Genomic DNA, 24,587 nt, shown 5'->3' with positions numbered 1-24,587 from the left:
CAACTCATTCATCACATTGGTACAAATATTTGTTAATATAACGGACAAATCTCATGTCGCTTTTTATTATATAGCTCAGGAAAGAATCTCGTTTACCACAGAAGTTTTATCAGCAAGAACAAATGTCATCTACTTTTGACCTGTGAAAGTTCATTAAACAATCGCTAATATACCAATTCATATACCAATTAACATCTTGAACTTGACAAAACTAAAAGTTATAATTTAAAAGTCGAGGTGATCAAATAATGGAAATTAAATTAGTTCAGTCACAAGCACAGGGTGGCGAAATTGGCCTTCAGTTATTTAAAGAAGCTCTTTTAAATGGTGCGAAAAGCTTTGGGCTAGCTACAGGTTCAACCCCAATCAGTATTTACAAAGCAATATCGGAATCAAATCTTGATTTTTCAAAAGCTGTTTCGATCAATTTGGACGAATATGTCGGTATATCTTCAAATCATCCGGAAAGTTACCACTATTTTATGCGCGAACACCTTTTTGGCAAGAAGCCCTTTGCTCATTCATTTGTTCCTAATGGCGAAGCTGTTGACCTAAAATCCGAGATCGAACGCTACGATGAAATTATCAATGAAAATCCAATTGATTTACAGTTATTAGGCTTAGGACAAAACGGCCATATTGGTTTCAACGAACCAGGAACTTCCTTTGCTTCCAAAACACATATCGTCAATTTGACAGAAAACACGATTCGCGCAAATTCTCGATTCTTCGAATCGGAAGATCAAGTCCCCAAGCAAGCTATCTCTATGGGTATAGCATCAATTTTGCGAGCGAAAGAGATTTTAATCGCAGCATATGGCCAAAATAAAGCCAAAGCCGTGAAGGACTTTATTCAAGGCCCGGTAACTGAAGCGGTTCCAGCTTCAATCTTGCAAAAACACCCCAATGTGATCGTTATTTTAGATCCAGCTGCGGCTTCCCTATTGAAAAAAGTGAATTAAAATCATAAAAAAGCGTTAAGGCCGTTTCCTTAGCGCTTTTTATATTCGCCCCTAAAAGATCATCTTTCTACAGAATTATCTGTTAACCGAAAAATAAAAAACAGCGCCAAAGCGCTGCTAGCAAAGATAGGATCTTAAATTAAAGATTCGCTCTTGAGTGTACCTTCAACACCATCAAGTGCAGCCTGATCATCGCCGCCTTCTGCAACGATTTCGATCTTAGCACCCTTGCCGGCACCCAAACTCATCACACCCATGATGGACTTCAAGTTAACTTCTTTGCCATCATATTTCAGGGTCAACTTTGAATCAAACTCAGAAGCCTTTTGAACAAGCATCGTCGCTGGGCGTGCGTGTAAGCCTGAATCAGCGGTAATCGTAAATTCTTTTGAAACCATAATTCCTCCATATCCTCTATTCTAAGTCTATCAGTAATCTTATAATATGCAAGCGCTTACACGAAAGCTCTCCAGACCAAGTTCAGAACAAAGCTTTAAAAACGCTCTGACATTATTTTACCTTTTCTTTGCGCCGATAAATAACTTTTCCGCCTTTTTGTGCAAAACCTTTGACACCGGATTGATAATTATAAACATTCCAGATTTTATAAAAATCTGAAAAAGTATTACGATCAACCTCAAACTCGTCGATCTCGCCTTTTCGTAGAGCTTCTAACTTGTTCTTAAAATCAGTAGTCATTTCTTCTTGTCTTGATTCTCCTTAACATAAGTAACGATATTTTCATGTTTGCCAGCAGCGGCGACAATCAGCTTCCGAATATTTTCATCTGACATACCAGTCATATCAGCACCCGCTGCTTGGAGATTTTTACGAGCCTGATCGACAACAACGGTTGGGATGCTTGCCGGATCCGTATACTGACGTGTCCAGATATTGGCGGCGGCTGCTTTAGCGGCTGCTTCGCTGCTTGCAGCCGCTGATGATACAGCGGCGGCTGCATCTTTTTGAGCCTGCTCAGCTGCCGCGGCGGCTGCTTTTTGCTTATCAATGGCCACGTTAGCCTGCTTGATATTGTCATTGGACCGATCAGCCAGAACCTGATAACCGTTTCGATATGACGCAACCTTTTGAAAAGTGGTAATTGCATCACTATAATTTTGAACACGCAAAAAATTCAAACCCAATTGAAAACTGCTAATCTGCCTAATGCGTTTTTCTATTGGCGCCTGTTTAACCACAAAATCCAGTGAATCCGTTAATGCCCGCTTCGCTTCCGGATACCGCGCGTTAGTCACGTCTCGCCTTGCTTGAGACTGTAATTGTTGAAACCTATCGGACCGGGATCGTGTCAAATAATTAGCATATAAGTACACACCAGAAGCAATAATCAGCAGCAGTCCGAGAAAAATAAAAAACTTTTTCATCTTGATTGAATTATAACTGAAACCAAGATAAAAGTAGAACTACCGCTCGTTCGACACACTCTGACCTTTATTGACTATTAAAAATGATGGTGTATAATTTATTGCAAAGGTCAATAAAGGTCAAACATTTAGAATCAAAAAATGTTTGAAAATCAACCTTTATTAGACGGAGGAAAAATGGCTGATTACAATGAAAATCCCTTCGTTTTTGGAAACATGAACGTGGATGATATTTTTCGTCAATTAAATGGCCAAATGGCCAATATGCAGCAGCCCGGAAATCAAAATCCGACAGCTGCTCCAAGCCATTCCGGCGGGAACAATAATAATAAGAAACATGGTTTACTTGAACAATATGGTATCAATATCACGGATCAAGCCCGCAAGGGCAAATTAGATCCAGTGATTGGCCGTGATCTAGAAGTAGAACGTCTGATAGAGATCTTGAATCGTCGTACAAAAAATAATCCGGTTCTAATTGGCGAACCAGGTGTCGGCAAGACTTCCGTTGTTGAAGGTTTAGCTGAAGCCATCGTGGCAAAGAAAGTGCCTGAAAAACTCCTAAATAAAGAAGTTATTCGGCTTGATATGGTTTCTTTGGTGCAAGGCACCAGCATGCGTGGCCAATTTGAAGCTAGAATGCAGCAACTAATGAAGGAAGTCGAGTCTCGCGATGAAATCATCTTATTCATAGACGAGATTCACGAAATCATGGGTGCCGGAAATGCTGAAGGCGGTATGGACGCCGGAAACATCTTAAAGCCTGCTTTGGCTCGTGGTGAATTTCAGTTAATCGGTGCAACAACATTGAAGGAATATCGCAATATCGAAAAAGATGGCGCAATTGCGCGTCGTTTCCAAGAAGTCATGGTTGAAGAGCCAAGCAAAGATGAGACTTTTGAAATTTTAAAGGGTCTGCGCTCTAAATACGAGGATTTTCATCATGTTAAATATTCAGATGAAGTTCTCAAGGCTGCCGTTGACTTGTCTGACCGATATATTCCTGAGCGTTTTTTGCCAGATAAAGCCATTGATTTAATTGATGAAGCAGGTTCGCGAAAAAATCTTCATCTGGAATTTGTGAATCCTGAAGAAATTCAACAGAAAATCAATAATGCCGAAGCAATGAAACAGCAGGCGATTGAAAAGGAAGATTACGAGAAAGCTAGTTATTGGCGTGATCAAGTGGACACGTTACAAAAGCAGAAGATTGCAGCTGAGGCGAATCCCGAAAATGTTGCAAATGCAGCAAGTGTTCAAGTTAGCGACATCACAAAAATTATCGAAGAAAAAACACACATTCCGGTAGGTGATCTTAAAAAGAATGAAGCCGGACAACTCAAAGACTTGGATGCTCACTTAAAAGCACATGTCATTGGACAAGATGAAGCTGTCGCACGCGTTGCTAGAGCTGTCAGACGCAATCGAATCGGCTTGACAAAATCCGGCCGCCCAATTGGTTCTTTCTTGTTTGTTGGGCCAACTGGCGTTGGCAAGACCGAGACGGCCAAACAACTAGCTAAAGAAATGTTTGGCTCAACCGATGCCATGATTCGTTTCGATATGTCAGAATACATGGAACCTCAGAGTATCTCAAAATTAATTGGTGCGCCGGCTGGTTATGTTGGTTACGAAGAAGCTGGACAATTAACTGAACAGGTTCGTCGCCATCCCTATTCACTCATTCTGCTGGATGAAATCGAAAAAGCACATCGAGATGTGATGAATATGTTTTTGCAGATTCTCGATGATGGCCGCTTGACAGATTCTCAAGGACACGTGGTTAGTTTCAAAGATACAATTGTCATCGCAACATCCAACGCCGGAACGGGCGATGTTGGCAACAACACTGTTGGTTTCGCCGCCGAGACTCAAAGTATCTCCGCCGAACACCAATTAGTGGAAAAATTGAAGAACTACTTCAAGCCAGAATTCTTGAATCGTTTCGATGCCATCGTTGAATTTAAAGAATTAGGCAAGCCGCAGTTAAATAAAATTGCCGATTTGATGCTGGCAAATATGAACGCAATGCTGGCTGAGAACAAACTGCACGTTGATGTTGAACCTGCGGCAAAAGACAAGATAGTTGAGCTTGGATATAATCCAGAAATGGGAGCTCGCCCACTACGCCGTGTTGTTGAGGAACAAATCGAGGATAAAGTTGCTGACTTTTACTTGGATCATCAAGATGCACATAATTTGAAAGCAATTCTTGATAAGAATGGTGAAATCGTTTTAAAAGCAGAGAAATCCGCGGCTTCGGTGAAAAATATATCAGCAGATTTGCCTAACAACAACTGAAGAATTTTCTCATCGCTTTAGCATCCGTTTTTCGCGGATGCTTTTTATTTGGCCAATAGTCACTAATAAAGGGTTAGAATTGACTTATTATGATGCAAACAATACTTGGGATTCATATTCTTTCCGCTCTTGCGATTGCAGTTTTTGCAACCGCTTCACTAATTCTGCCACTTGAGAAAGACCACGCGGTCATTTTGACCAGCAGAATCATTTATCTGCCGCTCTTCATTACAGGATTAATATTGGCATTCCGAACCGTCCACACGCAACCAGTTATGACAATTTTAAAAATAGCAATTGTGCTCGCTTTTGTGGCCTTACTAGAGATTACCTTAGCCAACAAGTTAAAGCGCCGTCCTGGTATTATTTTCTTAACTCTGATTGCGGTATTATTTTTCTTAGCCGCTCTATTCGGCATTATTCTTTTCTTTAACTAAAATGATGGCAAATAAAAACCCGTGTGAAGCATAGCTCGCACGGGTTTTTAAATTATTATTTATCTGAAATCGCAGCAATTCCAGGAAGTGTCTTACCTTCCAGATATTCCAAGCTAGCACCACCACCAGTCGAAATATGAGTAAACTGATCGGCAATACCCAACTGTGCAACAGCGGCAGTTGAATCACCACCACCGACAATCGTCGTTGCCCCCTCAGCAGTTAAGGAACCAATAAACTTACCTAATTCCAATGTGCCGTTTGCAAAGTGGCTCATTTCAAAAACGCCCATAGGTCCATTCCAAACAACTGTTTTGGCGCCCTTTAACGTGTTTTCAAATTTTTTAATCGTCTTAGGTCCAATATCAAGACCCATCCAACCATCTGCAATGCCATTCTCAAATACCTTGGTTGGCACATCATTAGCAAAGCTCTCAGCGGAAACAGAATCTTCAGGCAGTACAAGCTTGTCGCCAGCCTCTGCCATGATTTCTTTGGCTAAATCAACCTTATCTGCTTCGAACAAAGAATTCCCAATGGAAACCCCGCGGGCAGCTGAGAAAGTATAACTCATGCCGCCGCCAACAATCACTTTGTCGGCTTTCGCCAGCAAATTCTTGATGACTTCAATTTTATCTGAAACCTTGGCACCGCCCAAAACAGCTACAAAAGGACGCTTTGGCTGATTAACGGCAACATCGAGGTATTTAATCTCTTTTTCCATCAAGAAGCCTGCAGCCGTTTTTGAAACATTTGAAGCAATACCGACATTAGACGCATGTGAACGGTGAGCTGTACCAAAAGCATCATTAATAAACAAATCATCACCCAAACTAGCCCAATATTTACCTAACTCAGGTGCATTGCCAGATTCGCGTTTGACATAGTTGCCATCGGCATCAACATCTTCGTAACGTGTATTTTCGACCATAAGGACCTGGCCTTCTTTTAAAGCGTTAACAGCATCTTCAAGTTCGCTGCCTTCAGTTTTTCCAGGAAAAACAACTTCCTGCCCAAGCAGATCGCCCAAGTGCTTAGCAACTGGAGCCAAACTCAGTCCAGGCTTATCTTCAGCCTTCTTCACACGGCCAAGGTGACTGAACAAAATAGCCTTACCGCCCTGTTCCAGAACATACTTAATTGTTGGCAATGCAGCCACAACACGATTGTCATTACCAATTACACCATCTTTGATCGGCACGTTAAAATCGACGCGCATCAGAACTTTTTTACCTTTTAAATCAAGGTCTTTTACAGTTAATTTTGCCATTTGGCCTCCTTACATACTCTTACTATTATAGTGTAAAAACTCACAATTCAGAAACTTTTACGAAAAATCGCGCTAATAGATTGTGCAGCGCTACCATAATCAAAAACGGAAAAAGGCGCTTAGAAAAATGGCTCCTATATCCTAGGAGCCTTTTCAAATTAAATTTACTGATAATTACAATTTTGACATTTTCACCGCTGTCCCATAGGCGACAACGCTCATAATACCGTTGGCCTCATTGGAATCAAAACGCATCATCGTAACTGCATCTGCACCCATTGAAGCCGCATTATCTTTTAAACGTCCAATCGATTCTTCGCGCGCTTGGTCCTGCAATTGCGTCCAAGTTACGACCTCACCACCAACTAACGTTTTCAGGCCGGCACCAAATGTTCGAACAATATTTCTGCTCCTTGTAGTTAGCCCAAAGACTTCGCCCAAAGTTTCATCAATCTGGTAACCAGCAATATTTTCAGTAGTAGCAACAGTCATCGCACCCTCCAGGTGTTTTAAATTTGTCAAAAATCTCAGTCGGTATAACCAGGTTTGCCCAAAATTCTGAACATATTCGTCTTGTAGACTTCGACTCCAGGCTGATTAAATGGGTTAATAGCATTCAAATAGCCAGAAACTGCAACGGCCGCTTCAAAGAAGTAGATAAGATTTCCCAAATTAAACTCGTCCAAATCATCCAATTGCAGCAGGATATTGGGAACACCAGCCGAAGTATGTGCCTGAGCTGTTGCCGTCAAAGCAGCTTCATTCACATCTTTCATTGGCTTATTCAGAATGTAATCCAAATGGTCTGTATTATCATCAGCTTGTGGCACAACACGATCACTGATTGGCTTTGTGATATCCAAAATTGTCTCAAAAAGAATCTTCTTGCCATCTTGAATATACTGACCGATCGAATGAAGATCAGTCGAGAAAATAGCTGAAGTTGGATAAATGCCCTTATTGTCTTTACCTTCGGACTCAGCCATCAATTGTTTCCACCATTCAAACAAGTATCTGAATTGCGGCTCGTAACCAACGATTGTCTCAACGTCAAAACCCTTGCGATAAAGGATGTTACGGTAAATCGCATACAAAATAGAAGGCTTGGCCAAGATGTCTTCATCTTTTGCAAAATCTTCTTGAGCGGATTTGGCGCCATCCATCAATTTTTTGATATCAATCCCAGCAACCGCAATCGGTAGAAGACCAACAGCACTGAGAACGGAATAACGTCCGCCAATACCATCAGGCACGACAAAGCGTTCATAACCGTTTTCCTTGGCCACATCTAATAAAGCGCCTTTATGTGCGTCAGTTGTCGCAAAAATTCGTTTTGCAGCAGCATCCTTACCATACTTCTTTTCAATCAAAGCCTTGAAAACACGAAAAGCGATCGCAGGCTCGGTTGTTGTACCTGACTTAGAAATAACATTGATGGAAAAGTCGCGATCCCCAATTAAATCAATGACATCATCTATATATCTGCCAGAGGCCGAGGTTCCAACAAAATAAATCTCAGGTAAACCAGCTTTAGCCGCCTGCTCGTTATGAAACTCGGATTTCAAAAATTCAATGACGGCACGCGCCCCTAAATAAGAACCGCCAATCCCGATCACAACGAGAACTTTGGAATCAGACTTTATTTTTTCTGCAGCTGTCAGGATTCTGACAAACTCATCTTGATCATAATCTGTTGGGAGCGTCAGCCAATCTTCCATCTCGTTGCCAACGCCGCTACGAGCCAATAGCGTGTCCCGGGCCAGACCGGCAGCAGGCTTTAACAGCTCGACTTCAGAATCATCGACAAACCCTTTTAAATAATCTTTCTTGAAAGTAACTTTCATAAATTTATCCTCACTGTACAGTTACGGATTTTGCTAGGTTGCGCGGATGATCAACATCCAACTTCCGGCCTAACGATGTGTAATAAGCCAAAAGCTGAATTGGAATCGCTTCCAAAATCGGACCGAACATTTCCATCTCACCAGTTAACTCTGGCAAAACAATTTCATCAGTCGCGTTAGCGAGATTTTTGGTTACAATCGTCATCGTTTTCGCACCGCGAGCTATTGTCTCTTCAAGATTAGACCGCGTCAAACCGGCCATTTTCGATTGCGAAATCAGGCCGATCACGGGCGTACCATGTTCAATCAGGGAAATCGTTCCGTGCTTTAACTCTCCGGCTGCAAAACCCTCAACTAAAGTATAGGATATTTCTTTCAGTTTTAACGCAGCTTCCAAAGTTACATCGGCATCTGCACCTCGTCCAATATAAAAAGCCCGATCGGTATTAACTAAATAATCATCTGCTAAAACTTTAATATGGTCCTTGCCATCAATCACCGCCTGCATATCAACAGCTAATCGGCTCAGCTCCCCCTGCAATTCGGTATGGCCGCCTGCTACAGCTGCAGCTAAAATAATTTGAGTAATAATCTGAGCAGTATAGGCCTTAGTCGAAGCCACAGCAATTTCAGGTCCGGCCAACAAAGGCAGCGCAAAGTCCACATCGCGCGTCAAAGTCGAATTCATGACATTAGCCAAAGTCAGACTGGCATAATGCGCCCTTTTAACCAGTTCCAGCACTTGAATACTGTCAGCAGTTTCACCGGACTGGCTGATAAAAATGAAGAATGGTTTTTGAGAAATCAAAGGATGATCATAAGCAAATTCAGAGGCAATATGAACTTCAGTCGGGATACCAGCCCATTTTTCAAAGAAGCGCCTGCCAATCAATCCGGCATGATAGCTGGTACCGGCAGCAATGATATATAGCCGATCTGCCTGTTTAATACTATTTAAAATTGCATCATCAATGTGGGGCAGGCCATCAACAAAATAATGCTGAATCAAATGACGTGCCACGATTGCCTGCTCATCAATCTCTTTTAGCATAAAAAAAGGATAGGCACCCTTTTCAGCCGCCTGGGGATCAATATTCAAATGGAAAGGTTGGCGAGTGAAGTATTCGCCTTGTTCGTTATATAATTTGACATCTGTTTTTGAAACAATTGCGATTTCGCCATCCTGCAGTTCAATAAAATCTTTTGTCAGATTTAGCATTGCCGTTGCATCTGATGTCACGACATTTGCGCTCTTCGAAACACCAACCAATAAAGGACTTTTAGATTTTGCCGTGTACAGCAAATCGGGTGTTTTCGTATCAACCAGCAAAAAAGCATATGACGAATTATCATTTAACAGGTTAATCATTTTGCGAAAAGCAGCTAATGTCGACAACCCTTCTGCCGCGAATTTGCCGACCAGCTGTACTGCAACCTCTGTATCGGTCTGAGATTTGAAAACCACACCCGACAAATAAGTTTGTTTGAGTTCCTTGTAGTTTTCAATCACGCCATTATGAACTAAGTAATATCTGCCGTCATCACTAACGTGAGGATGTGCATTAGCAACACTCGGCTCACCGTGAGTCGCCCAGCGTGTGTGTGCTATACCGGATTTTCCGCTTAAATCGTAGCTCTTTGTCTTCTCTTCCAGATCTTTGACGCGGCCCTTTTCTTTAACCAGCATATCCCGGCCATCATCAGTATGGACGTAAACGCCAGCCGAATCATAACCGCGATATTCAAGCTTTTCCAGCCCACTTAGTAAAAAAGGCAACGCTTCATTAATGCCTGTATATCCAATGATTCCGCACATATTTTTCACTCCTAAATAAAAATTTCTTTCGAATACCGCCCTTTAGGATAACGGAAAAAAATAAAGAAATCAGAAAACATGGAACATAAAGGAACATTGGTATAGGCCATTATCGAACATGTTGATGCTTAAATGCCTGCAGACACATCATCAAAAGAATTAGGCTGGCTCCCAATACATCAATCCCTTGGACGGATAAATGCAGCAGGGTGATACTTAAAATCGCTGCTGTCAATGGCTCGACTGCCGATAATAAGCTCATGGTTGTAGCTCCGACTAAATGCAGGCTCAAAAACCACATCGCTGTTCCAAAAGCTGTACTAACAATCGTAAAGAAAATCAGCAAAAACCAATTGATTCCCGACATTTTGGGTACCTGTTCAAAAAAAGGCCGATAACAGTTGAATAAGATTCCCGAGACAAACAAGGACAACGCTGTGACAGGCAGCGGTCCATATTTGCTAACCAGCTTAATCGGATAGATGGTGCCAAAAGCATAGACCAAGGCTGCAAAAAGCCCCCAAAACAAGCCTGCCAGCGATAACTGCAAATGACCGATATGACCATGGGTAACCAACAAAAATGTGCCCGCTAACGCAACAATGAGTGAAAGCGAATCAATTCTTTGCGGCAAATGACGCTGAACGATCACATAAAAGAAAATGACAAATAATGGGCTTAGAGAAGTTAAAATGGTTGCCAATGCCGCATTTGATTCAGAAATGGCAACGATGTAGCTGTATTGCGACATGAAGTCACCGAAAATCATAAAGATAATCAAACGCCAGCGAACGCTTCTGTCTTTAATTAAGTTAAATAAATTCTGACGATCAAAGACCAGTACATAGATAAATAGAGCCAGCCCGGCAAAAAACAGACGAACGGACAAAACCCAATTGACATCCAATCCAACCTGGTTAAACAAATATTGTGTAACAACACCATTCAGGCCCCATAAGAAAGGTCCCAACACGGCGTAAAACAAACCCAATCGCTTCCGACTATTTACCATCAGCGATTCGTCATCTTGAATTCCAAGAACAAGTCATTATAAATCTGAGTCCAGCGCGAACCCAAATCTGAATAAACTTCCAAGTGTTTGATCGTCTGATCGTCCGGGTAAAACTGCCGATCACTCGTAACTGATTTAGGTAATAGTTTGACAGCACCTTTATTCGGGGTAGCATATTCGACATATTCAGCGTTTTGAGCTGCGTTTTTTGGCTCAGACATGAAATTCAAGAATTTATAGATAGCTGTGAAGTGCTTAGCAGTCTTAGGGATTGCAAGATTATCAAACCACAAATTCGATCCTTCGCTAGGGACGACATAATGCAAATGCTTATTTTGAGCGATCATCTCAGCAGCCTGTCCAGACCAGCTAATACCGATAGGCGCTTCTTCTTGAGCCAAATACATGACCATTTCATCAGCCAAAATAGCTTTGACATTCGGCATTAAAGCATCTAATTTCGCTTTTGCAGCTAAAACGTCCGGCATGCGCTTGCTATTAACCGACTTGTTCATTGAAATCAAAGATAAGCCAAAAGCATCACGTGCCGAATCAACTAACAGGATTTTGTTTCTAAAACGGCTTGACCATAATTGATCCCAATGCGATACCTCCGATTTTTTGACAAATTTATCGTTGTAAATGATACCTAAGGTCCCCCAAAAATATGGAATTGAGTATCTATTATGCGGATCAAAAGCGTCATTTAAGAAACGCGGATCATAATACTTAAAACCTGTAAAACGTTTTTTATCAATCGGATCTAACAAATGTTCCTTACGCATCTTTTCAATCATATATTCAGAAGGAACGATGATATCGTAGGCTGTACCGCCTTGACGAACCTTTGTATACATCGCTTCGTTGGAATCGAAAGTCTCATAGTTGACTTGATAACCAGTTTCTTTCGTAAATTTCTTAATCAAAGCTGGATCAATATAGTCGCCCCAATTGTATACATTTAAAACTTTTGTTTTGTTGGATGATCCGGCTGCAGCGTTTTCTTTAGCTACCAGATAGTGCTGAAAAGCAAAAAGTGCCAAAATGACCAAAATTAAAGCAAAAAAGGCCGATAAAATTTTTTTCATTTCGTGACCTCCAAATCAGGCGTCCTTTTTTTATTGCCAGATCTGGAAATAAAATAATAAACCAGAACTAGGGCGAGACTGACAAGAAACATGAGTGCCGATAAGGCATTGATTTCCAAACTAATTCCCTCTCGAGCACGCGAATAGATTTCGACCGACAGGGTTGAAAAGCCATTACCAGTGACAAAGAAAGTGACCGCAAAATCGTCCAAAGAATAGGTTAAAGCCATAAAAAAACCAGCCATAATACCGGAAGAAATATATGGCAATGTAATCTTGCTAAGGACCTGCAGGGGACTTGCTCCCAAATCCTCAGCAGCTTCAGCTAATGCTGGCGGCATTTCTTGGAGCCTCGGCAAGACCATTAGAACAACAATTGGAATACTAAAAGCAATATGGCTTAACAGCACTGAAATAAAGCCCAAAGATAAGCCGATAGCCGTAAAAAAGATGAGGAAACTAGCACCAATGATAACGTCTGGGCTCACTAATAAGACAGAATTCAAGTTCAGTAAAATGTTTTTACCGAACTGCTTTTTAGCATACTTGATCCACAAGGCACCAAGTGTACCAATCGCTGTCGCCAATAAAGAGGATAAAAAGGCGACAATCAGTGTATCGACCAGAATTTCAATCATGCGGGTATCGCCCCAAAGCTGATTGTAATGAACCAATGAAAAGCCATTCCAACCAGTCATGTATTTGCCTGAATTAAAGGAATACAAAATAAGATAGAAAATCGGTGCATAAAGCAGGACGAAGATAATAAAAAGATAAAGGTGGCTGAATTTAAATTTTCTCATAAGCGGCCTCCCCGACGCAGAATGGTCTTTTTACGGTCACGTGTCAATATCATGGTTGCAACCATAGCAATAATCAGAATCACACCAATGGTAGAACCCATATGCCAATTCTGGGTGGTTAAAAAATGCTCCTCAATCGCCGTGCCCAGCGTGATCACACGATTGCCGCCAATTAAGCGTGTAATCATGAAAAGACTCAGCGATGGAATAAACACGGACTGCACACCGGATTTAACGCCTGGCATCGACAAAGGCACAATAAGGCGCCACAAAGTCTGCCATGAATTAGCTCCTAAATCACGACTAGCCTGTATCAGGTCTTTATCCATATCATTTAAAACGTTAAAAATAGGCAAAATCATAAAGGGAATTTCAATATAGCTCGAGACCAGGATGAAACTGGCGTTTGTAAACAGTAATTGCTGTGGGGCAATTCCAAATAACGAAATGAACGAATTGGCCGTGCCATCCCGCGATAAAATGCCGATAAAAGCATATGCCTTCAATAACAGATTAATCCAAGTAGGCAAAATAACCAGTAAAAGCCAAAATTGGCGATTTTTTAAGTTTGCCAGAAAATAAGCTGTTGGATACGAAATTACCAGCGTAATAACCGTAATCAAAAATGCATAAACAACCGAATTCAAGGTCATTCTCAGATAGGTACCAGAAGCAAAGTAAGCAGCAAAATTAGCCAAAGTCAAATGACCTGAGGCATTGGTCATGGCCTGAAAAAATAAAAGCAGTAGCGGAATAACCACAAAAAAGGCCAGCCACAAGGTATATGGGATTGAAAAAAGCAGTTTTTCTTTTTTCATTGATCTTCGCCCTCATAAGATTCCAAACGAGCGTCAAAATCCTCTTCTGACTCATTCAGACGCATAATGTGTATATCCTCAGGGTCAAACTTAAGTCCGCGTCTCTGGCCTATTTTAGCCGGATTTGTTGCCTGAACGGCCCACTCGTTACCAGCATCATCAATCGCCGTGATTTCATAAAAATCTCCTCTGAATGATTGATCATCAATCGTGACCTGAAGTTTGCCACGACTCGGAACAACGATGTCCAAATCTTCAGGACGAATCACGACTTCAACACGCTCATTGGGGCGCATACCAGCATCCACATTCTTGAAATCTTTTCCTGCGAAACTAACTAGATTGTCTTCTTTCATAATGCCAGGGACAATATTAGCCTCGCCAATAAAGTCAGCCACAAAATGATTGATGGGCTCATCATAAATGTCCACAGGCGAACCTGACTGCTGTATGCGGCCATCATCAATGACAAAAATCCAGTCCGACATTGCCAAAGCTTCTTCTTGGTCATGTGTCACAAAAATAAATGTGATCCCTAGACGTTGCTGTAGTTCGCGTAATTCATACTGCATTTCTTTGCGTAATTTGTAGTCCAAGGCCGACAAAGGCTCATCCAATAAAAGAACTTTCGGCTCATTTGCCAAAGCCCTTGCAATTGCGACACGCTGCTGCTGTCCGCCTGAAATCTCTGAGATTTCTCGATCGGCCAAATCATCCATTTTCACAAGTTTTAACATTGACTCGACTAAATCGTCGATCTTCTTTTTTGAAAATCCTTTAATTGACGGACCAAAAGCCACGTTATCGTAGACGTTCATATTCGGAAAAAGTGCATAGTTTTGAAAAACGGTATTGACCTTTCTTTGATCAGACGGTAAACCATTAACGTTTTGGCCTTCAATTAGGATATTCCCGTCAGTCGGCTGTAAACGGCCGGCGATTAGACTCAAAATCGTCGATTTTCCTGAACCCGATGGACCTAGAAGTGTGTAAAATTTACCCTCTTCAATCTCAAGATCGACCTTTTTTAAAACCTTGGTCTCGCCATAATCCAAGCTGACGTCTTTAAATTCAATCAATGGTTGCTTTGTTTCTTCAGTCATTAATTAATCCCCTAGTCCAAATAAATTCAGATGATTACAAGTATAAAGAATTTTTAATTAATTGTCATATTTTTAAGCACAAAAAAACTCGGCAAAGGCCGAGTAATATCTGTATATATTAACGCTTACTGAACTGAGAAGCACGACGAGCCTTTTTAAGACCAGGCTTCTTACGTTCAACCATCCGAGAATCACGAGTCAGCAAACCTGCTGACTTCAATGCTGGACGGAAATCCGGATCAACTTGAAGCAATGCTCGTGCAATACCATGACGAGTTGCGCCAGCTTGACCAGCAAAGCCGCCGCCGATCACATTAACGTTGACATCGTAAGTACCATCCGTAGATGTGACTGCAAAGGGTTGAGTCACGACAGCTCTGAGGTTAGCAGCTGGGATATATTCCTCAAATGATCGATCATTAATCGTAATTTTACCGCTACCAGGTGTTAAACGCACACGTGCAACAGAGTTCTTACGTCGGCCAGTTCCTGCATATTGATTATTTGCCATTATTTACCAGTTCCTTTCTTAGAGTAAATCCTTGATATCTAATTCGCGAGGTTTCTGGGCTGTCTGACCAACCTTTTCGCCACTTGCATAAACATGCAGTTTCAATCCTTGAGCACGCCCCAAGGTATTCTTTGGCAACATGCCTTGAACAGCAAGTTCGATAAGCTTCTTTGGATTATTCTCACGAAGATCACCAGCTTGACGCGCTTTAAGTCCGCCAGGAAAACCAGAGTGATGATAATAATATTTATCCGTCACCTTTTTTCCAGTCAAACGAACCAAATCAGCATTGACAACAATGACATAATCACCGGTATCAACCGAAGGCGTAAAAGTGGGTTTGTTCTTGCCGCGAAGAACGGTCGCAACAACACTGCTCAGGCGACCCAAAGGCACGTCAGTAGCGTCAACGATATACCAATCGCGTTTAATTTCTTGTGGTTTTGCTAAAAATGTACTACGCATAATTTTTTATCCTTTTCACTACATCCGTACCAGGGCTTGGAGTAAATAAGACCGATAAATATGATACTAGTCTTTGTCCCCTAATGTCAAGCCTCAGGCGTCATCCTTCTGATTCGAATCAGACAGATCCAAAATAAAATCGTTCGTTGTCGGATTCAAAACGATATTCGAAACAGCATCTCCTATGTTACCACGAATTTCCTTCAAACCCTCAGCAGGAACTGCAATAATTTCGGCATTATCATCTTCGTTGTAACCGTTGGCACTTGCAGAGAAATACCACTGTGCTAAATGATCCCAATCAGAAAAAATCGGCAGATAACTGACCTGAGGCTGATCTTGCTGTGACAATAAGAAAAAGTCTATTTTTTCCTGTCGGATTCTCCTTTTTTTGATACGTGTCGGCATCAGGAAAACAGCATTTGAAAGAAGACTATTAATATTTGTGTCATCCAATTGATCAGCATCTAGTGTTGTTTGCAAGGCTGGATTTTCAATTTTTTCAGTATCCTTGGTCTGCAGTTTGTAAAAACGATTCAAGGCTTCATGGCTGGGCTGCTGAACAGTTAAATCCGAATTTTCTTGATCTTTTGCCATGGCCTGCTGGACAAATTGTGCTAATTGTGCTGTGGGTACAGGCAAAAAGCCTTTGATAGCCGTGTCGAAAAATATAACCACATCATAAACGGGGTCGGAACTCAAACGGCTAAATACTTCTAAACCTACTTGTGCAAAAAAATCTTCCGCCATTGTCATGGTCAAAAATCGGTCGTACTTTTTTGTTTCATCATTAAAAGGTGAAAATAATTGCGAGTCTTCCAGTAATTTATCAAGTTGGCGACCATCGGGATCATCTTCAGGATGATTAATCTCGATAACAGCAATATTAGGTGTTTGATCGTCTTGACCAACAAAATATTCGATTGTTTTAATCCATTGGCTCATAGTAAACCTCGTCTAAGTATAACCCAGATGCCGGAGCGGTAAAACGCGCTTGTTGGCGGTCTTTTACTTCGATTAAACGTCGAATATCATGGACCGGACGTGTTTTATTACCAATTTCTAATAATACACCGACCATAATTCTAATTTGGTTATACAAAAATGCATTTCCTTGGAAGATAAATAATAGCTCATCTCGATCTGGAGCGGCTTGCAAACGAGCAGATGTTATCCGCCTAATCGTCGTCGCGGTCTGGTTGCCCGAAGCTGCAAAGGAAGCGAAATCATGTTCACCCAATAGATCAGGAAGCGCTTGATTAATTCTATCTAGATCCAAATGCCAAAAATAGTGGCCAGTATAAAATCTTTTGAAGGGATCAATGAATTTACTCGTTGATACACGGTAGAGGTAACGTTTTTCGTGGCTGCTCCGGCGAGCATTAAAGGTTAGCGGCACATATTCAACCTTCCGAACAAGAATGTCCGTCGGCAATTGACTGTTCATCCCCATTAGTATTGCCTGCTCACTTAAGTTGAAGGGAAAAATAAAGTTAATTACTTGACCATTGGCATGCACACCAGCATCAGTTCGGCTGGCACCAATAACTTTCATTGACCGTTTGGCCATTTTGGACACAACTTTATTCAATTCATCCTGAACAGTCCGACTACCAGGACGATTCTGACTTTGAAAGCCTTCAAAAGCATGCCCATCATATGAAATTGTAACCTTATAATTTTGCATTGAATTAAACGACGATCCAAAGAACAATAACGAAGAAAATGACTAAAATTAACCAATCCAAACTCTGAAAATGCAAATGATGAAAACTGGTTCGATTTTTTGCATTGACAAAGCCACGTACCTCCATTGTATCGGCTAGAGCCAGAGCTTTGTTAAAAGCAACACTGATCAAGGGGATTATCATAGGGATAAGTGCTTTAACTCTTTTAATAAGCCCGCCTGCTCGAAGACTAAGGCCTCGAGAACGCTGCGCATCGACAATGGTCGCAAATTCGTCAGATAAAATCGGTACAAACCTCAAAGACATGGAAATTAAAAGTGCAAACGTTTTTGTATCCAATCCTAATTTACCAAGTGGTTTTAAGAGACTCGCAATACCATCAGCGATGGCCGTTGGCGCAGTGGTAGCTGTCATCAATGTTGTTACCAAAATCATAAAAAAGAATCTCAGTGCGAATATGGCCGCATTGCTTAAGGCAGATAATGAAATTTTAAACCAGCCAAAGCTAAAAAGAATGTCTGCCTGATTAATCGGTGGTGTCAACAAAAATTGAACCAAAATCATAAACGTAACTAGAAAAATAATAGATTTTAAGCCCGACAAAAAAATTTTGAGGGGAATTTTGGAAAAAATAATCGCGCAGATAACAAATAAAGCTAATACGCCATAGTCTAACCAAGACTGGGTTAAAAATAAAATAAGCACGAAGAAAAAGTCAATAATAATTTTTGTCCGAGGATCTAGGCGGGCAATAAAAGAATCAGTTGGAATAAAGCGTCCAAACAAGCTATTCATTAATCGCCTCAGCTAACTCCTTCAATGACAAAGGTGTTTTTTTTAATCCCAGCCGGCGCGCATAATAAACAGCAGTCGGCAATTGAAGACCTTGAATATTTTTTTGGGAATATAGCTGCGCAGGGCTTTGGTCGAAAAGCAATTGACCATCAGAAAAGAAAAACATCCTGTTAGCAAAAGGCACAAAAATATCCAAGTCGTGGCTCACAACAATAATGGTCGAACCATCTTTATGAAGCTGTTCCAAAAGTTCCAGCAAATCCTTTTTAGCGTATTCATCCATTCCAGCAGTCGGCTCATCTAATAATAAATATTGTGGGTGATTCACTAAAGAACCTGCAATAGCAGCTTTGCGCATCTGTCCCACTGATAAATTAAAGACTGGCCGTTGCCAAAGTGCTTGTTCTAATCCAACTCGTTCTAAGATTTCAGCAGCTTTTTTTTCAGCGACCACTTTGCTATCCCCAAAATTAAGAGAAGAGAAGGCAACATCTTCTAAAACCGTATTTGCAAAAAGCTGGCGTTGGGGAAACTGCAAAACGAAGGCAAAAAGACGGCGAATTTTCATCAAAGCTTTCTCAGGGCTTCTATGATTGATGACCTGATCTTGAAAAATAATTTGACCCTCGCTGGGTAGAATTAACGTATCCAATAATTTCAAGAAAGTTGTTTTGCCAGAACCGGTTGAACCGGCAACAAGAATAAAATCACCCTCATTAATGCGCAGAGATAATTTTTCTAACGAAAAAACCTTCTCTTGCGGAAGTGTTTTATAACGGTAATTCACTTGTTGAAATTCAATAGCCATGAGATTAATTGTTCATTGGAAATCACATTCTTTGGAATTTGCGATTGGCTTGGTCTCTTCATGTTTAGTTGTCCTGCCAATTTTGAGGCAAACGTCTCAGCCAAGTGATGTTCCCTTAAAAAGGGTCTATCAGTCATCAAGGCAGCTGTGGGTCTATCTGCAATAATTTTCCCGTCTTCAAGTACCAAAATACGTTTGCCTGAAACGATTTCATCTGCATCGTGGGTAATATTAATGATGGTGAGATTTGGATTTTGCCTATGCAAATCAGACAACAAATGCAGAATAGACTTTCTGCCTACGGGATCTAGCATGCTAGTCGCTTCATCGAAGATTAAAATATCGGCATTAATAATTAGAGCTGATCCAATTGCAATTCTTTGTTTTTGGCCACCAGATAATTGATCCGGCAAGCTTTTATCATATCCCGGCATACCAACTTCATTTAAAACACGCTTAATTTTCTCAGGCATCAAATCCGGATTCAGTTCTTGGTTTTCCAATCCAAATGCTAATTCATCCTCGACTGTCGCTCCAATAAATTGATCATCCGGATTCTGAAAAACGGCACCCAGCCTGCCATTAATTTCAATCGTTCCCGCCTGAGCCGTTTCCAGTCCTAAGATCAAACGCATCAGCGTTGTTTTCCCAGAACCATTTCTGCCTACAACCGAAAGCCATTCACCTTTTTTAATTGTCAGTGAGAGGTTGCGGAAGAGTGGCAACCCATCTTCAAATGTAAAAGATAAATTATAAATTGCAATTGCTGAGGCCATCACTAGAATTTTAACAAAGGCCAGCGTAAAAAAACAAAAATGGCGTAATAAAAAGGCCTCCATTTAGAAGCCTTTTGAATTACGCTTATGATTTTAATCAACCAATTCCAATAAAGCCATTGGAGCAGCATCACCGCGACGCTGTCCGAGCTTATAAATCCTAGTGTAACCACCATTTCTGCTCTGGAAACGGGGTGCAACATCGCCGAACAAAGTTTTTACAGCTTTTTGTTCAACGACATCTTCTGCGCTAGTCGCATTCTTGATTTTATTTTCATCTTCAACATCGCGAAGATATGCTGCAGCTAAACGTCGAGCAGCAAGATCGCCACGTTTTCCAAGCGTAATCATTTTTTCAGCTTGACGACGAACTTCTTTAGCACGAGCTTCAGTTGTCTGAATTCGTCCATTAAGAATTAAATTAGTCGTCAAATCACGTAAAAGTGCTTTTCGCTGAGATTTGGTTCTTTGTAATTTACGATATCCCATGATTACTCCTTTCTGAACTACTTCAATTATTGGTCTTCAACATCCTGCTTAAACGAATGCCCCCGCTCGGCGAGCTTTTGAATGATCTCTTCAAGAGATTTACGACCCAAGTTTCGAACTTCGCCCATATCGTGAAGGGTCTTGTTCGTCAGATCCTCGATCGTATTAATTCCAGCACGCTTTAGGCAATTGAAAGAACGAACTGAGAGTTCAAGCTCTTCAATCGGTTCCTTTTTCTCCATAACGGTCTCAACCGCGTCAGGATCCAACATCATCTCTTTTTGCCCAGCATTACTAAGGTCAATGAACAGAGAAAGATGTTCTGTCAAGATCTTGGATCCAAGACTCAAAGCTTCACTAGGCGTAACAGACCCATCAGTCCAAACCTCTAGAGTAAGCTTATCATAATCATCACGATGACCAACACGTGTCTTCTCGACAGTGTAGTTAACCTTAGAAATTGGCGTGTAAATAGAATCAATTGCGAGCACACCAATACCAAGTTCCATTTTGGCCTTGTTTTCTTCCGCCGAATCATATCCACGGCCACGAACGGCAGTCAAAGTCATATGCAGACTTTTACCGGCCGAAACAGTTGCTAGATGCAAGTCAGGATTCAGAATTTCAACGTCACCATCACCCTTGATATCACCGGCAGTTAAATCTCCAGCGCCACTAAAGTCAACTTCAAGCGTCTTCTGTTCATCAGAATCAATCCTTAAAGCGACCTTCTTAAGATTCAAAATGATTTGCGTAACATCTTCAGTTACACCATCAATCGTTGTGAATTCATGAAGTACGCCATCGATCTGTACGGAATTAATTGCTGCACCCGGGAGGCTGGAAAGCAAAACTCTTCTCAAAGAATTACCGAGAGTCGTACCATAGCCACGCTCAAGAGGTTCGGCAACAAACTTCCCATATTTTTCTGATTCTTCGACGGTCGAAATTGTTGGCTTTTGAAATTCGATCATATATTTGCCTCTCCTATATATTTATTATGCTCGACGCTGTTTCGGTGGACGAGAACCGTTATGAGGAACTGGGGTTACGTCACTGATCGCAGTTATTTCAAGACCAGCAGCAGCAACGGCACGAATTGCAGATTCACGTCCGGGACCAGGTCCCTTCACACTGATTGCAACGCTATGCATATTTTGTTCGATTGCAGCCTTTGCAGCAGCTTCACCAGCAAGTTGAGCAGCAAAAGGAGTAGACTTACGAGAACCCTTAAAGCCCAGCGAACCGGCTGATGACCAGGAAACGGCGTTTCCAACTTCATCAGTAATCATAACGATCGTGTTATTAAAAGTCGAATGGATATGTGCAACACCCTTTTCGATATTCTTTTTAACACGGCGCTTACGACTACTTGTACGACTTGTACGACTTGCCATATTGAAAAATCTCCTTTCTTAATTAGTTACTTCTTCTTGCCAGCAATTGCTTTAGCTGGGCCTTTGCGTGTACGCGCATTATTCTTCGTATGCTGTCCGCGAACGGGCAAGCCACGACGATGACGAATGCCTCGGTATGAGGCGATTTCTTGAAGTCCTTTGATATTCAAACTGACTTCTCTACGAAGATCGCCCTCTAATGTCAAGTTAAGCTTGTCAACCGTGGCACGAACCTTATCCTCATCTTCAGGGCTAAGGTCGCGTACACGAACATCTTCACTGACACCAGCTTCTGCTAAAATTTTCTCAGCAGTTGTATTACCGATTCCATATATATAAGTAAGACCAATCACGAGTCTTTTATCACGTGGTAAATCTATTCCTGCAATACGAGCCATAACAATTCCTCCTTTCTATGTATGTCGGTTCTTTATGCCACCGGCCTGCCAAAAAAAATTACTTGCCTTGGCGCTGCTTGTGCTTTGGATTTGCTGAACAAATGACCATAACACGACCATTCCGCTTAATGACACGGCACTGGTCACACATCGGCTTTACAGATGGACGTACTTTCACAATCTATTCCTCCTATTCGGTTAACTGATTGTTGTCTCGTCTTATTTGTGACGATAAGTGATTCGACCCTTAGTCAAATCATATGGCGACATTTCAACCGTAACACGATCTCCAACGAGAATACGGATGTAATTCTTTCGAATCTTGCCAGAAACCCCGGCCTGTATTTGTGCACCGTTCTCCAACTCAACAATGAAGTTAGCATTCGGCTTCGTCTCCTTAATTACTCCTTCAATCTCAATAACATCGTTACCTGCCACTCTTACCTCCAAATTTTATACGGTCAACCTTCAAATTATATCAGCGAACAGAAAAAAAATCAAACCTTTTATAGATTTGAAACAACTTCTTCTACTTTAGCATAAACGTCCTTAACTTCACCAGCTGCTTCTACAACAAACAAGTTACCCTGATGGCGATAATAGTCAACAAGAGGCATAGTTTCCGATTTAGCGACCTCAATGCGATGCGCAATAACTTCAGGCAAGTCGTCTGCCCGTCCACGGGCAAGCATCCTTGCAGTCACAAGTTCCTGTGATGCCTGAAGATAAATAACCGCATCAACCTCTTGATTCTTTTTTTTCAAAAAAGCTGCCAGCGAATCAGCCTGTTCGGGATTCCGAGGGTAGCCATCAAGAATAAAGCCTGAAGCAGACAAGACATCAGCTTCGTCTAAGCGTTGGTTAACGATGCCGTTAGTCACATCATCAGGAACCAGATTGCCTGCATCGATGAAAGACTTAGCTTTATCACCTAATTCAGTATGCTGGGACATAGCTGCACGAAAAATATCGCCCGTGGAGATATGTGGCAGTTTAAAGTCTTTCGCCAATACTTCGGCATTAGTTCCTTTACCAACCCCAGGGAGGCCCAGCATTACAATATTCTTTGACATCTCAAATTCTTCCTTCCGAAATTTCCTTATCAAAATAAGGATGAGAACGGATTAAACCAATATAATTTTTCTTTTCGGTAAGCCCTTCGATCTGACGCATCAGATCAACGGCCACCCCGATAACAATCAAAAGGCTGGTACCGCCAAGACCAATGCCAGAGTTTGCATCCAAAAATCCAAAGTTCTGTGCAAGCAACGGCACAACAGCGACAACAGCGAGGAATACAGAGCCTGGGCCAGATAAACGATTCAACAAACGACTTAAGAACTTTTTGGTCTCCTCACCCGGTCGGACACCGATGATATATGAGCCCTGCTTCTGTAAATTCTCAGACACTTTTTCCGGGTTAACCTGGACAAAAGCATAGAAGAAGGTAAATAGAACAATCATAATACCGTATGCAAACGTACCCTGCCAAGTTTGCAAACTAAAAATATTGGATGCAACACGATACCAAGGCTGATTGCCCCATGACCCAACAAAAGCCTGCAAAATCGTTTGAGGAGTCGTGATTAGGGACGAAGCAAAAATAACGGGAATAACGCCAGAAACATTAACGCGCAACGGCAAATAACTTTCATCACCATAGTCTCGTTCAGATCGCGTATATTGCATTGGCAGACGGCGAACAGCACCATAAAACCATGTAACCAATGTAATCACAATCAATAGAGCCAGGAAAAGAACACCAAAACTGATCCATCCATTTATGCCTGGGCCCTCTATCACGTCAGCTTGGAAAAGCTGCCACAGACTAGGAAAAAGCTGAGCGACAATTCCGGCGAAGATGATCATGGATACGCCGTTACCAATACCCTTATCTTGGATCTGCTCACCAAGCCATACCGAAAACATCGAACCAATAGTCATGATAATAGCGATCACGAAATAGGAATTAAACGAACTATCCTTCAGCAACGTTACACCAATGGGCTGTCCAAGAGCATTCAAACCAGCGGTTATACCAATCGATTGAAAAAAGGCCAAAACGATCGTTAAATACCTTGTAATCTGATTTGTCTTGCGTCTGCCTGTTTCACCTTGCTTCGACCACTCAACCAATTTCGGTACAATATCCATTTGTAACAGTTGAATAACAATTTGAGCTGTAACGTAAGGACTAACACCCAGGGCAAACAAAGAATACGCCGACAAACCGCCACCTGAAAACAAATTCAGAATAGACAGCAAAGACGTTTGATCCATTAACCTGGTCAAGGCACTTGCATTGACTCCTGGAACCGTTATGTAGGCGCCAAATCTATAGACGAATAAAATAAACAAGGTCCAATAGATTCGAACACGAATTTCCTTTTGTTTAAGGGCTTTTGATAATAAATTAAACAT

The 24,587-nt window shown here is 41.5% G+C and carries 30 protein-coding genes; 3 read left to right on the top strand and 27 right to left on the bottom strand.

From position 1 onward, the window contains the following. The first annotated feature begins 248 nt into the window (after window positions 1-248). Window positions 249-962: a glucosamine-6-phosphate deaminase gene (gene nagB / locus NRF22_RS08255; RefSeq protein WP_263780036.1), complete on the top strand. Its 714-nt coding sequence runs from the start codon at window positions 249-251 to the stop codon at window positions 960-962. A 134-nt stretch (window positions 963-1,096) separates the two neighbouring features. On the opposite strand, the gene NRF22_RS08250 is transcribed toward nagB, so the two are convergent. The 3 genes from NRF22_RS08250 to NRF22_RS08240 form a co-directional block, all read right to left on the bottom strand. After that, window positions 1,097-1,360, bottom strand: coding sequence for a phosphocarrier protein HPr (locus NRF22_RS08250; RefSeq protein WP_007745935.1), 264 nt, complete (start codon window positions 1,358-1,360; stop codon window positions 1,097-1,099). A 112-nt stretch (window positions 1,361-1,472) separates the two neighbouring features. After that, window positions 1,473-1,661 (bottom strand): hypothetical protein, encoded by a 189-nt coding sequence (locus tag NRF22_RS08245; protein ID WP_263780035.1) that lies wholly within the window; start codon window positions 1,659-1,661, stop codon window positions 1,473-1,475. Beyond that, window positions 1,658-2,347 carry a hypothetical protein gene (locus tag NRF22_RS08240; protein ID WP_263780034.1) on the bottom strand — a complete coding sequence of 230 codons (690 nt, stop codon included), beginning with the start codon at window positions 2,345-2,347 and terminating at the stop codon, window positions 1,658-1,660. Before NRF22_RS08240 ends, NRF22_RS08245 begins: the two co-directional genes overlap by 4 nt. Before the next feature lie 177 nt (window positions 2,348-2,524). On the opposite strand from NRF22_RS08240, the gene NRF22_RS08235 reads away from it, so the two are divergent. Both NRF22_RS08235 and NRF22_RS08230 read left to right on the top strand, forming a co-directional pair. Next, entirely contained in the window at window positions 2,525-4,648 is a 2,124-nt protein-coding gene (locus NRF22_RS08235) for an ATP-dependent Clp protease ATP-binding subunit (protein WP_263780054.1), read from the top strand. Between the two features lie 89 nt (window positions 4,649-4,737). Beyond that, window positions 4,738-5,085, top strand: coding sequence for a YisL family protein (locus tag NRF22_RS08230; protein WP_263780033.1), 348 nt, complete (start codon window positions 4,738-4,740; stop codon window positions 5,083-5,085). Window positions 5,086-5,140: 55 nt separating this feature from the next. On the opposite strand, the gene NRF22_RS08225 is transcribed toward NRF22_RS08230, so the two are convergent. The 24 genes from NRF22_RS08225 to secY form a co-directional block, all read right to left on the bottom strand. Next, entirely contained in the window at window positions 5,141-6,355 is a 1,215-nt protein-coding gene (locus tag NRF22_RS08225) for a phosphoglycerate kinase (RefSeq protein WP_263780032.1), read from the bottom strand. Window positions 6,356-6,529: 174 nt separating this feature from the next. Beyond that, the gene (locus NRF22_RS08220; protein WP_263780031.1) at window positions 6,530-6,847 is read right to left on the bottom strand and encodes a heavy metal-binding domain-containing protein; all 318 of its coding nucleotides are present in this window, start codon (window positions 6,845-6,847) and stop codon (window positions 6,530-6,532) included. Window positions 6,848-6,882: 35 nt separating this feature from the next. Further along, window positions 6,883-8,199, bottom strand: coding sequence for a glucose-6-phosphate isomerase (locus NRF22_RS08215; protein WP_263780030.1), 1,317 nt, complete (start codon window positions 8,197-8,199; stop codon window positions 6,883-6,885). A 10-nt stretch (window positions 8,200-8,209) separates the two neighbouring features. Then, window positions 8,210-10,015: a glutamine--fructose-6-phosphate transaminase (isomerizing) gene (gene glmS, locus NRF22_RS08210; RefSeq protein WP_263780029.1), complete on the bottom strand. Its 1,806-nt coding sequence runs from the start codon at window positions 10,013-10,015 to the stop codon at window positions 8,210-8,212. Between the two features lie 109 nt (window positions 10,016-10,124). Further along, the gene (locus NRF22_RS08205; RefSeq protein WP_263780028.1) at window positions 10,125-11,027 is read right to left on the bottom strand and encodes a DMT family transporter; all 903 of its coding nucleotides are present in this window, start codon (window positions 11,025-11,027) and stop codon (window positions 10,125-10,127) included. After that, the gene (locus NRF22_RS08200; protein WP_263780027.1) at window positions 11,027-12,115 is read right to left on the bottom strand and encodes an ABC transporter substrate-binding protein; all 1,089 of its coding nucleotides are present in this window, start codon (window positions 12,113-12,115) and stop codon (window positions 11,027-11,029) included. Before NRF22_RS08200 ends, NRF22_RS08205 begins: the two co-directional genes overlap by 1 nt. Further along, complete coding sequence (locus NRF22_RS08195; protein ID WP_263780026.1) at window positions 12,112-12,918, bottom strand: ABC transporter permease; 807 nt, start codon at window positions 12,916-12,918, stop codon at window positions 12,112-12,114. Before NRF22_RS08195 ends, NRF22_RS08200 begins: the two co-directional genes overlap by 4 nt. Next, window positions 12,915-13,736, bottom strand: coding sequence for an ABC transporter permease (locus tag NRF22_RS08190; protein ID WP_263780025.1), 822 nt, complete (start codon window positions 13,734-13,736; stop codon window positions 12,915-12,917). Before NRF22_RS08190 ends, NRF22_RS08195 begins: the two co-directional genes overlap by 4 nt. Continuing rightward, window positions 13,733-14,839 carry an ABC transporter ATP-binding protein gene (locus tag NRF22_RS08185; protein ID WP_263780024.1) on the bottom strand — a complete coding sequence of 369 codons (1,107 nt, stop codon included), beginning with the start codon at window positions 14,837-14,839 and terminating at the stop codon, window positions 13,733-13,735. The genes NRF22_RS08190 and NRF22_RS08185 overlap by 4 nt, the downstream gene beginning before the upstream one ends. Before the next feature lie 118 nt (window positions 14,840-14,957). Then, a complete protein-coding gene (rpsI, locus tag NRF22_RS08180; protein ID WP_007745910.1) occupies window positions 14,958-15,350 on the bottom strand; it encodes a 30S ribosomal protein S9 in 393 nt (130 codons plus the stop codon). A gap of 18 nt (window positions 15,351-15,368) precedes the next feature. Continuing rightward, entirely contained in the window at window positions 15,369-15,815 is a 447-nt protein-coding gene (rplM, locus tag NRF22_RS08175) for a 50S ribosomal protein L13 (RefSeq protein WP_007745909.1), read from the bottom strand. A gap of 93 nt (window positions 15,816-15,908) precedes the next feature. Continuing rightward, complete coding sequence (locus tag NRF22_RS08170; protein ID WP_263780023.1) at window positions 15,909-16,760, bottom strand: SseB family protein; 852 nt, start codon at window positions 16,758-16,760, stop codon at window positions 15,909-15,911. After that, window positions 16,744-17,502: a tRNA pseudouridine(38-40) synthase TruA gene (gene truA, locus NRF22_RS08165; protein WP_263780022.1), complete on the bottom strand. Its 759-nt coding sequence runs from the start codon at window positions 17,500-17,502 to the stop codon at window positions 16,744-16,746. The genes NRF22_RS08170 and truA overlap by 17 nt, the downstream gene beginning before the upstream one ends. 4 nt (window positions 17,503-17,506) lie before the next feature. Next, the gene (locus NRF22_RS08160; RefSeq protein ID WP_263780021.1) at window positions 17,507-18,298 is read right to left on the bottom strand and encodes an energy-coupling factor transporter transmembrane component T family protein; all 792 of its coding nucleotides are present in this window, start codon (window positions 18,296-18,298) and stop codon (window positions 17,507-17,509) included. Continuing rightward, the gene (locus NRF22_RS08155; RefSeq protein WP_263780020.1) at window positions 18,291-19,106 is read right to left on the bottom strand and encodes an ATP-binding cassette domain-containing protein; all 816 of its coding nucleotides are present in this window, start codon (window positions 19,104-19,106) and stop codon (window positions 18,291-18,293) included. Before NRF22_RS08155 ends, NRF22_RS08160 begins: the two co-directional genes overlap by 8 nt. Further along, window positions 19,082-19,882: an ATP-binding cassette domain-containing protein gene (locus NRF22_RS08150; protein ID WP_263780019.1), complete on the bottom strand. Its 801-nt coding sequence runs from the start codon at window positions 19,880-19,882 to the stop codon at window positions 19,082-19,084. The genes NRF22_RS08155 and NRF22_RS08150 overlap by 25 nt, the downstream gene beginning before the upstream one ends. 93 nt (window positions 19,883-19,975) lie before the next feature. After that, window positions 19,976-20,371 (bottom strand): 50S ribosomal protein L17, encoded by a 396-nt coding sequence (gene rplQ, locus NRF22_RS08145; protein ID WP_007745900.1) that lies wholly within the window; start codon window positions 20,369-20,371, stop codon window positions 19,976-19,978. A 26-nt stretch (window positions 20,372-20,397) separates the two neighbouring features. Further along, window positions 20,398-21,345, bottom strand: coding sequence for a DNA-directed RNA polymerase subunit alpha (locus NRF22_RS08140; protein ID WP_263780018.1), 948 nt, complete (start codon window positions 21,343-21,345; stop codon window positions 20,398-20,400). Between the two features lie 24 nt (window positions 21,346-21,369). Beyond that, a complete protein-coding gene (gene rpsK, locus NRF22_RS08135; RefSeq protein ID WP_007745896.1) occupies window positions 21,370-21,768 on the bottom strand; it encodes a 30S ribosomal protein S11 in 399 nt (132 codons plus the stop codon). A gap of 26 nt (window positions 21,769-21,794) precedes the next feature. After that, window positions 21,795-22,166 (bottom strand): 30S ribosomal protein S13, encoded by a 372-nt coding sequence (gene rpsM, locus NRF22_RS08130; RefSeq protein WP_007745894.1) that lies wholly within the window; start codon window positions 22,164-22,166, stop codon window positions 21,795-21,797. 58 nt (window positions 22,167-22,224) lie between these two features. Further along, complete coding sequence (gene rpmJ / locus NRF22_RS08125; RefSeq protein WP_011677525.1) at window positions 22,225-22,344, bottom strand: 50S ribosomal protein L36; 120 nt, start codon at window positions 22,342-22,344, stop codon at window positions 22,225-22,227. Window positions 22,345-22,385: 41 nt separating this feature from the next. Continuing rightward, window positions 22,386-22,604, bottom strand: coding sequence for a translation initiation factor IF-1 (gene infA, locus NRF22_RS08120; RefSeq protein WP_007745892.1), 219 nt, complete (start codon window positions 22,602-22,604; stop codon window positions 22,386-22,388). Between the two features lie 68 nt (window positions 22,605-22,672). Beyond that, entirely contained in the window at window positions 22,673-23,239 is a 567-nt protein-coding gene (locus NRF22_RS08115) for an adenylate kinase (protein WP_263780017.1), read from the bottom strand. A 1-nt stretch (window position 23,240) separates the two neighbouring features. Continuing rightward, entirely contained in the window at window positions 23,241-24,587 is a 1,347-nt protein-coding gene (secY, locus tag NRF22_RS08110) for a preprotein translocase subunit SecY (RefSeq protein ID WP_263780016.1), read from the bottom strand.

Origin of the sequence: Oenococcus kitaharae, from assembly GCF_025758695.1 — a bacterium.
Taxonomy (GTDB): Bacteria; Bacillota; Bacilli; order Lactobacillales; family Lactobacillaceae; genus Oenococcus; species Oenococcus kitaharae_A.
The sequence above is the reverse complement of the archived record's forward strand: the minus strand, read 5'-3'. Positions and strand labels throughout refer to the sequence as shown.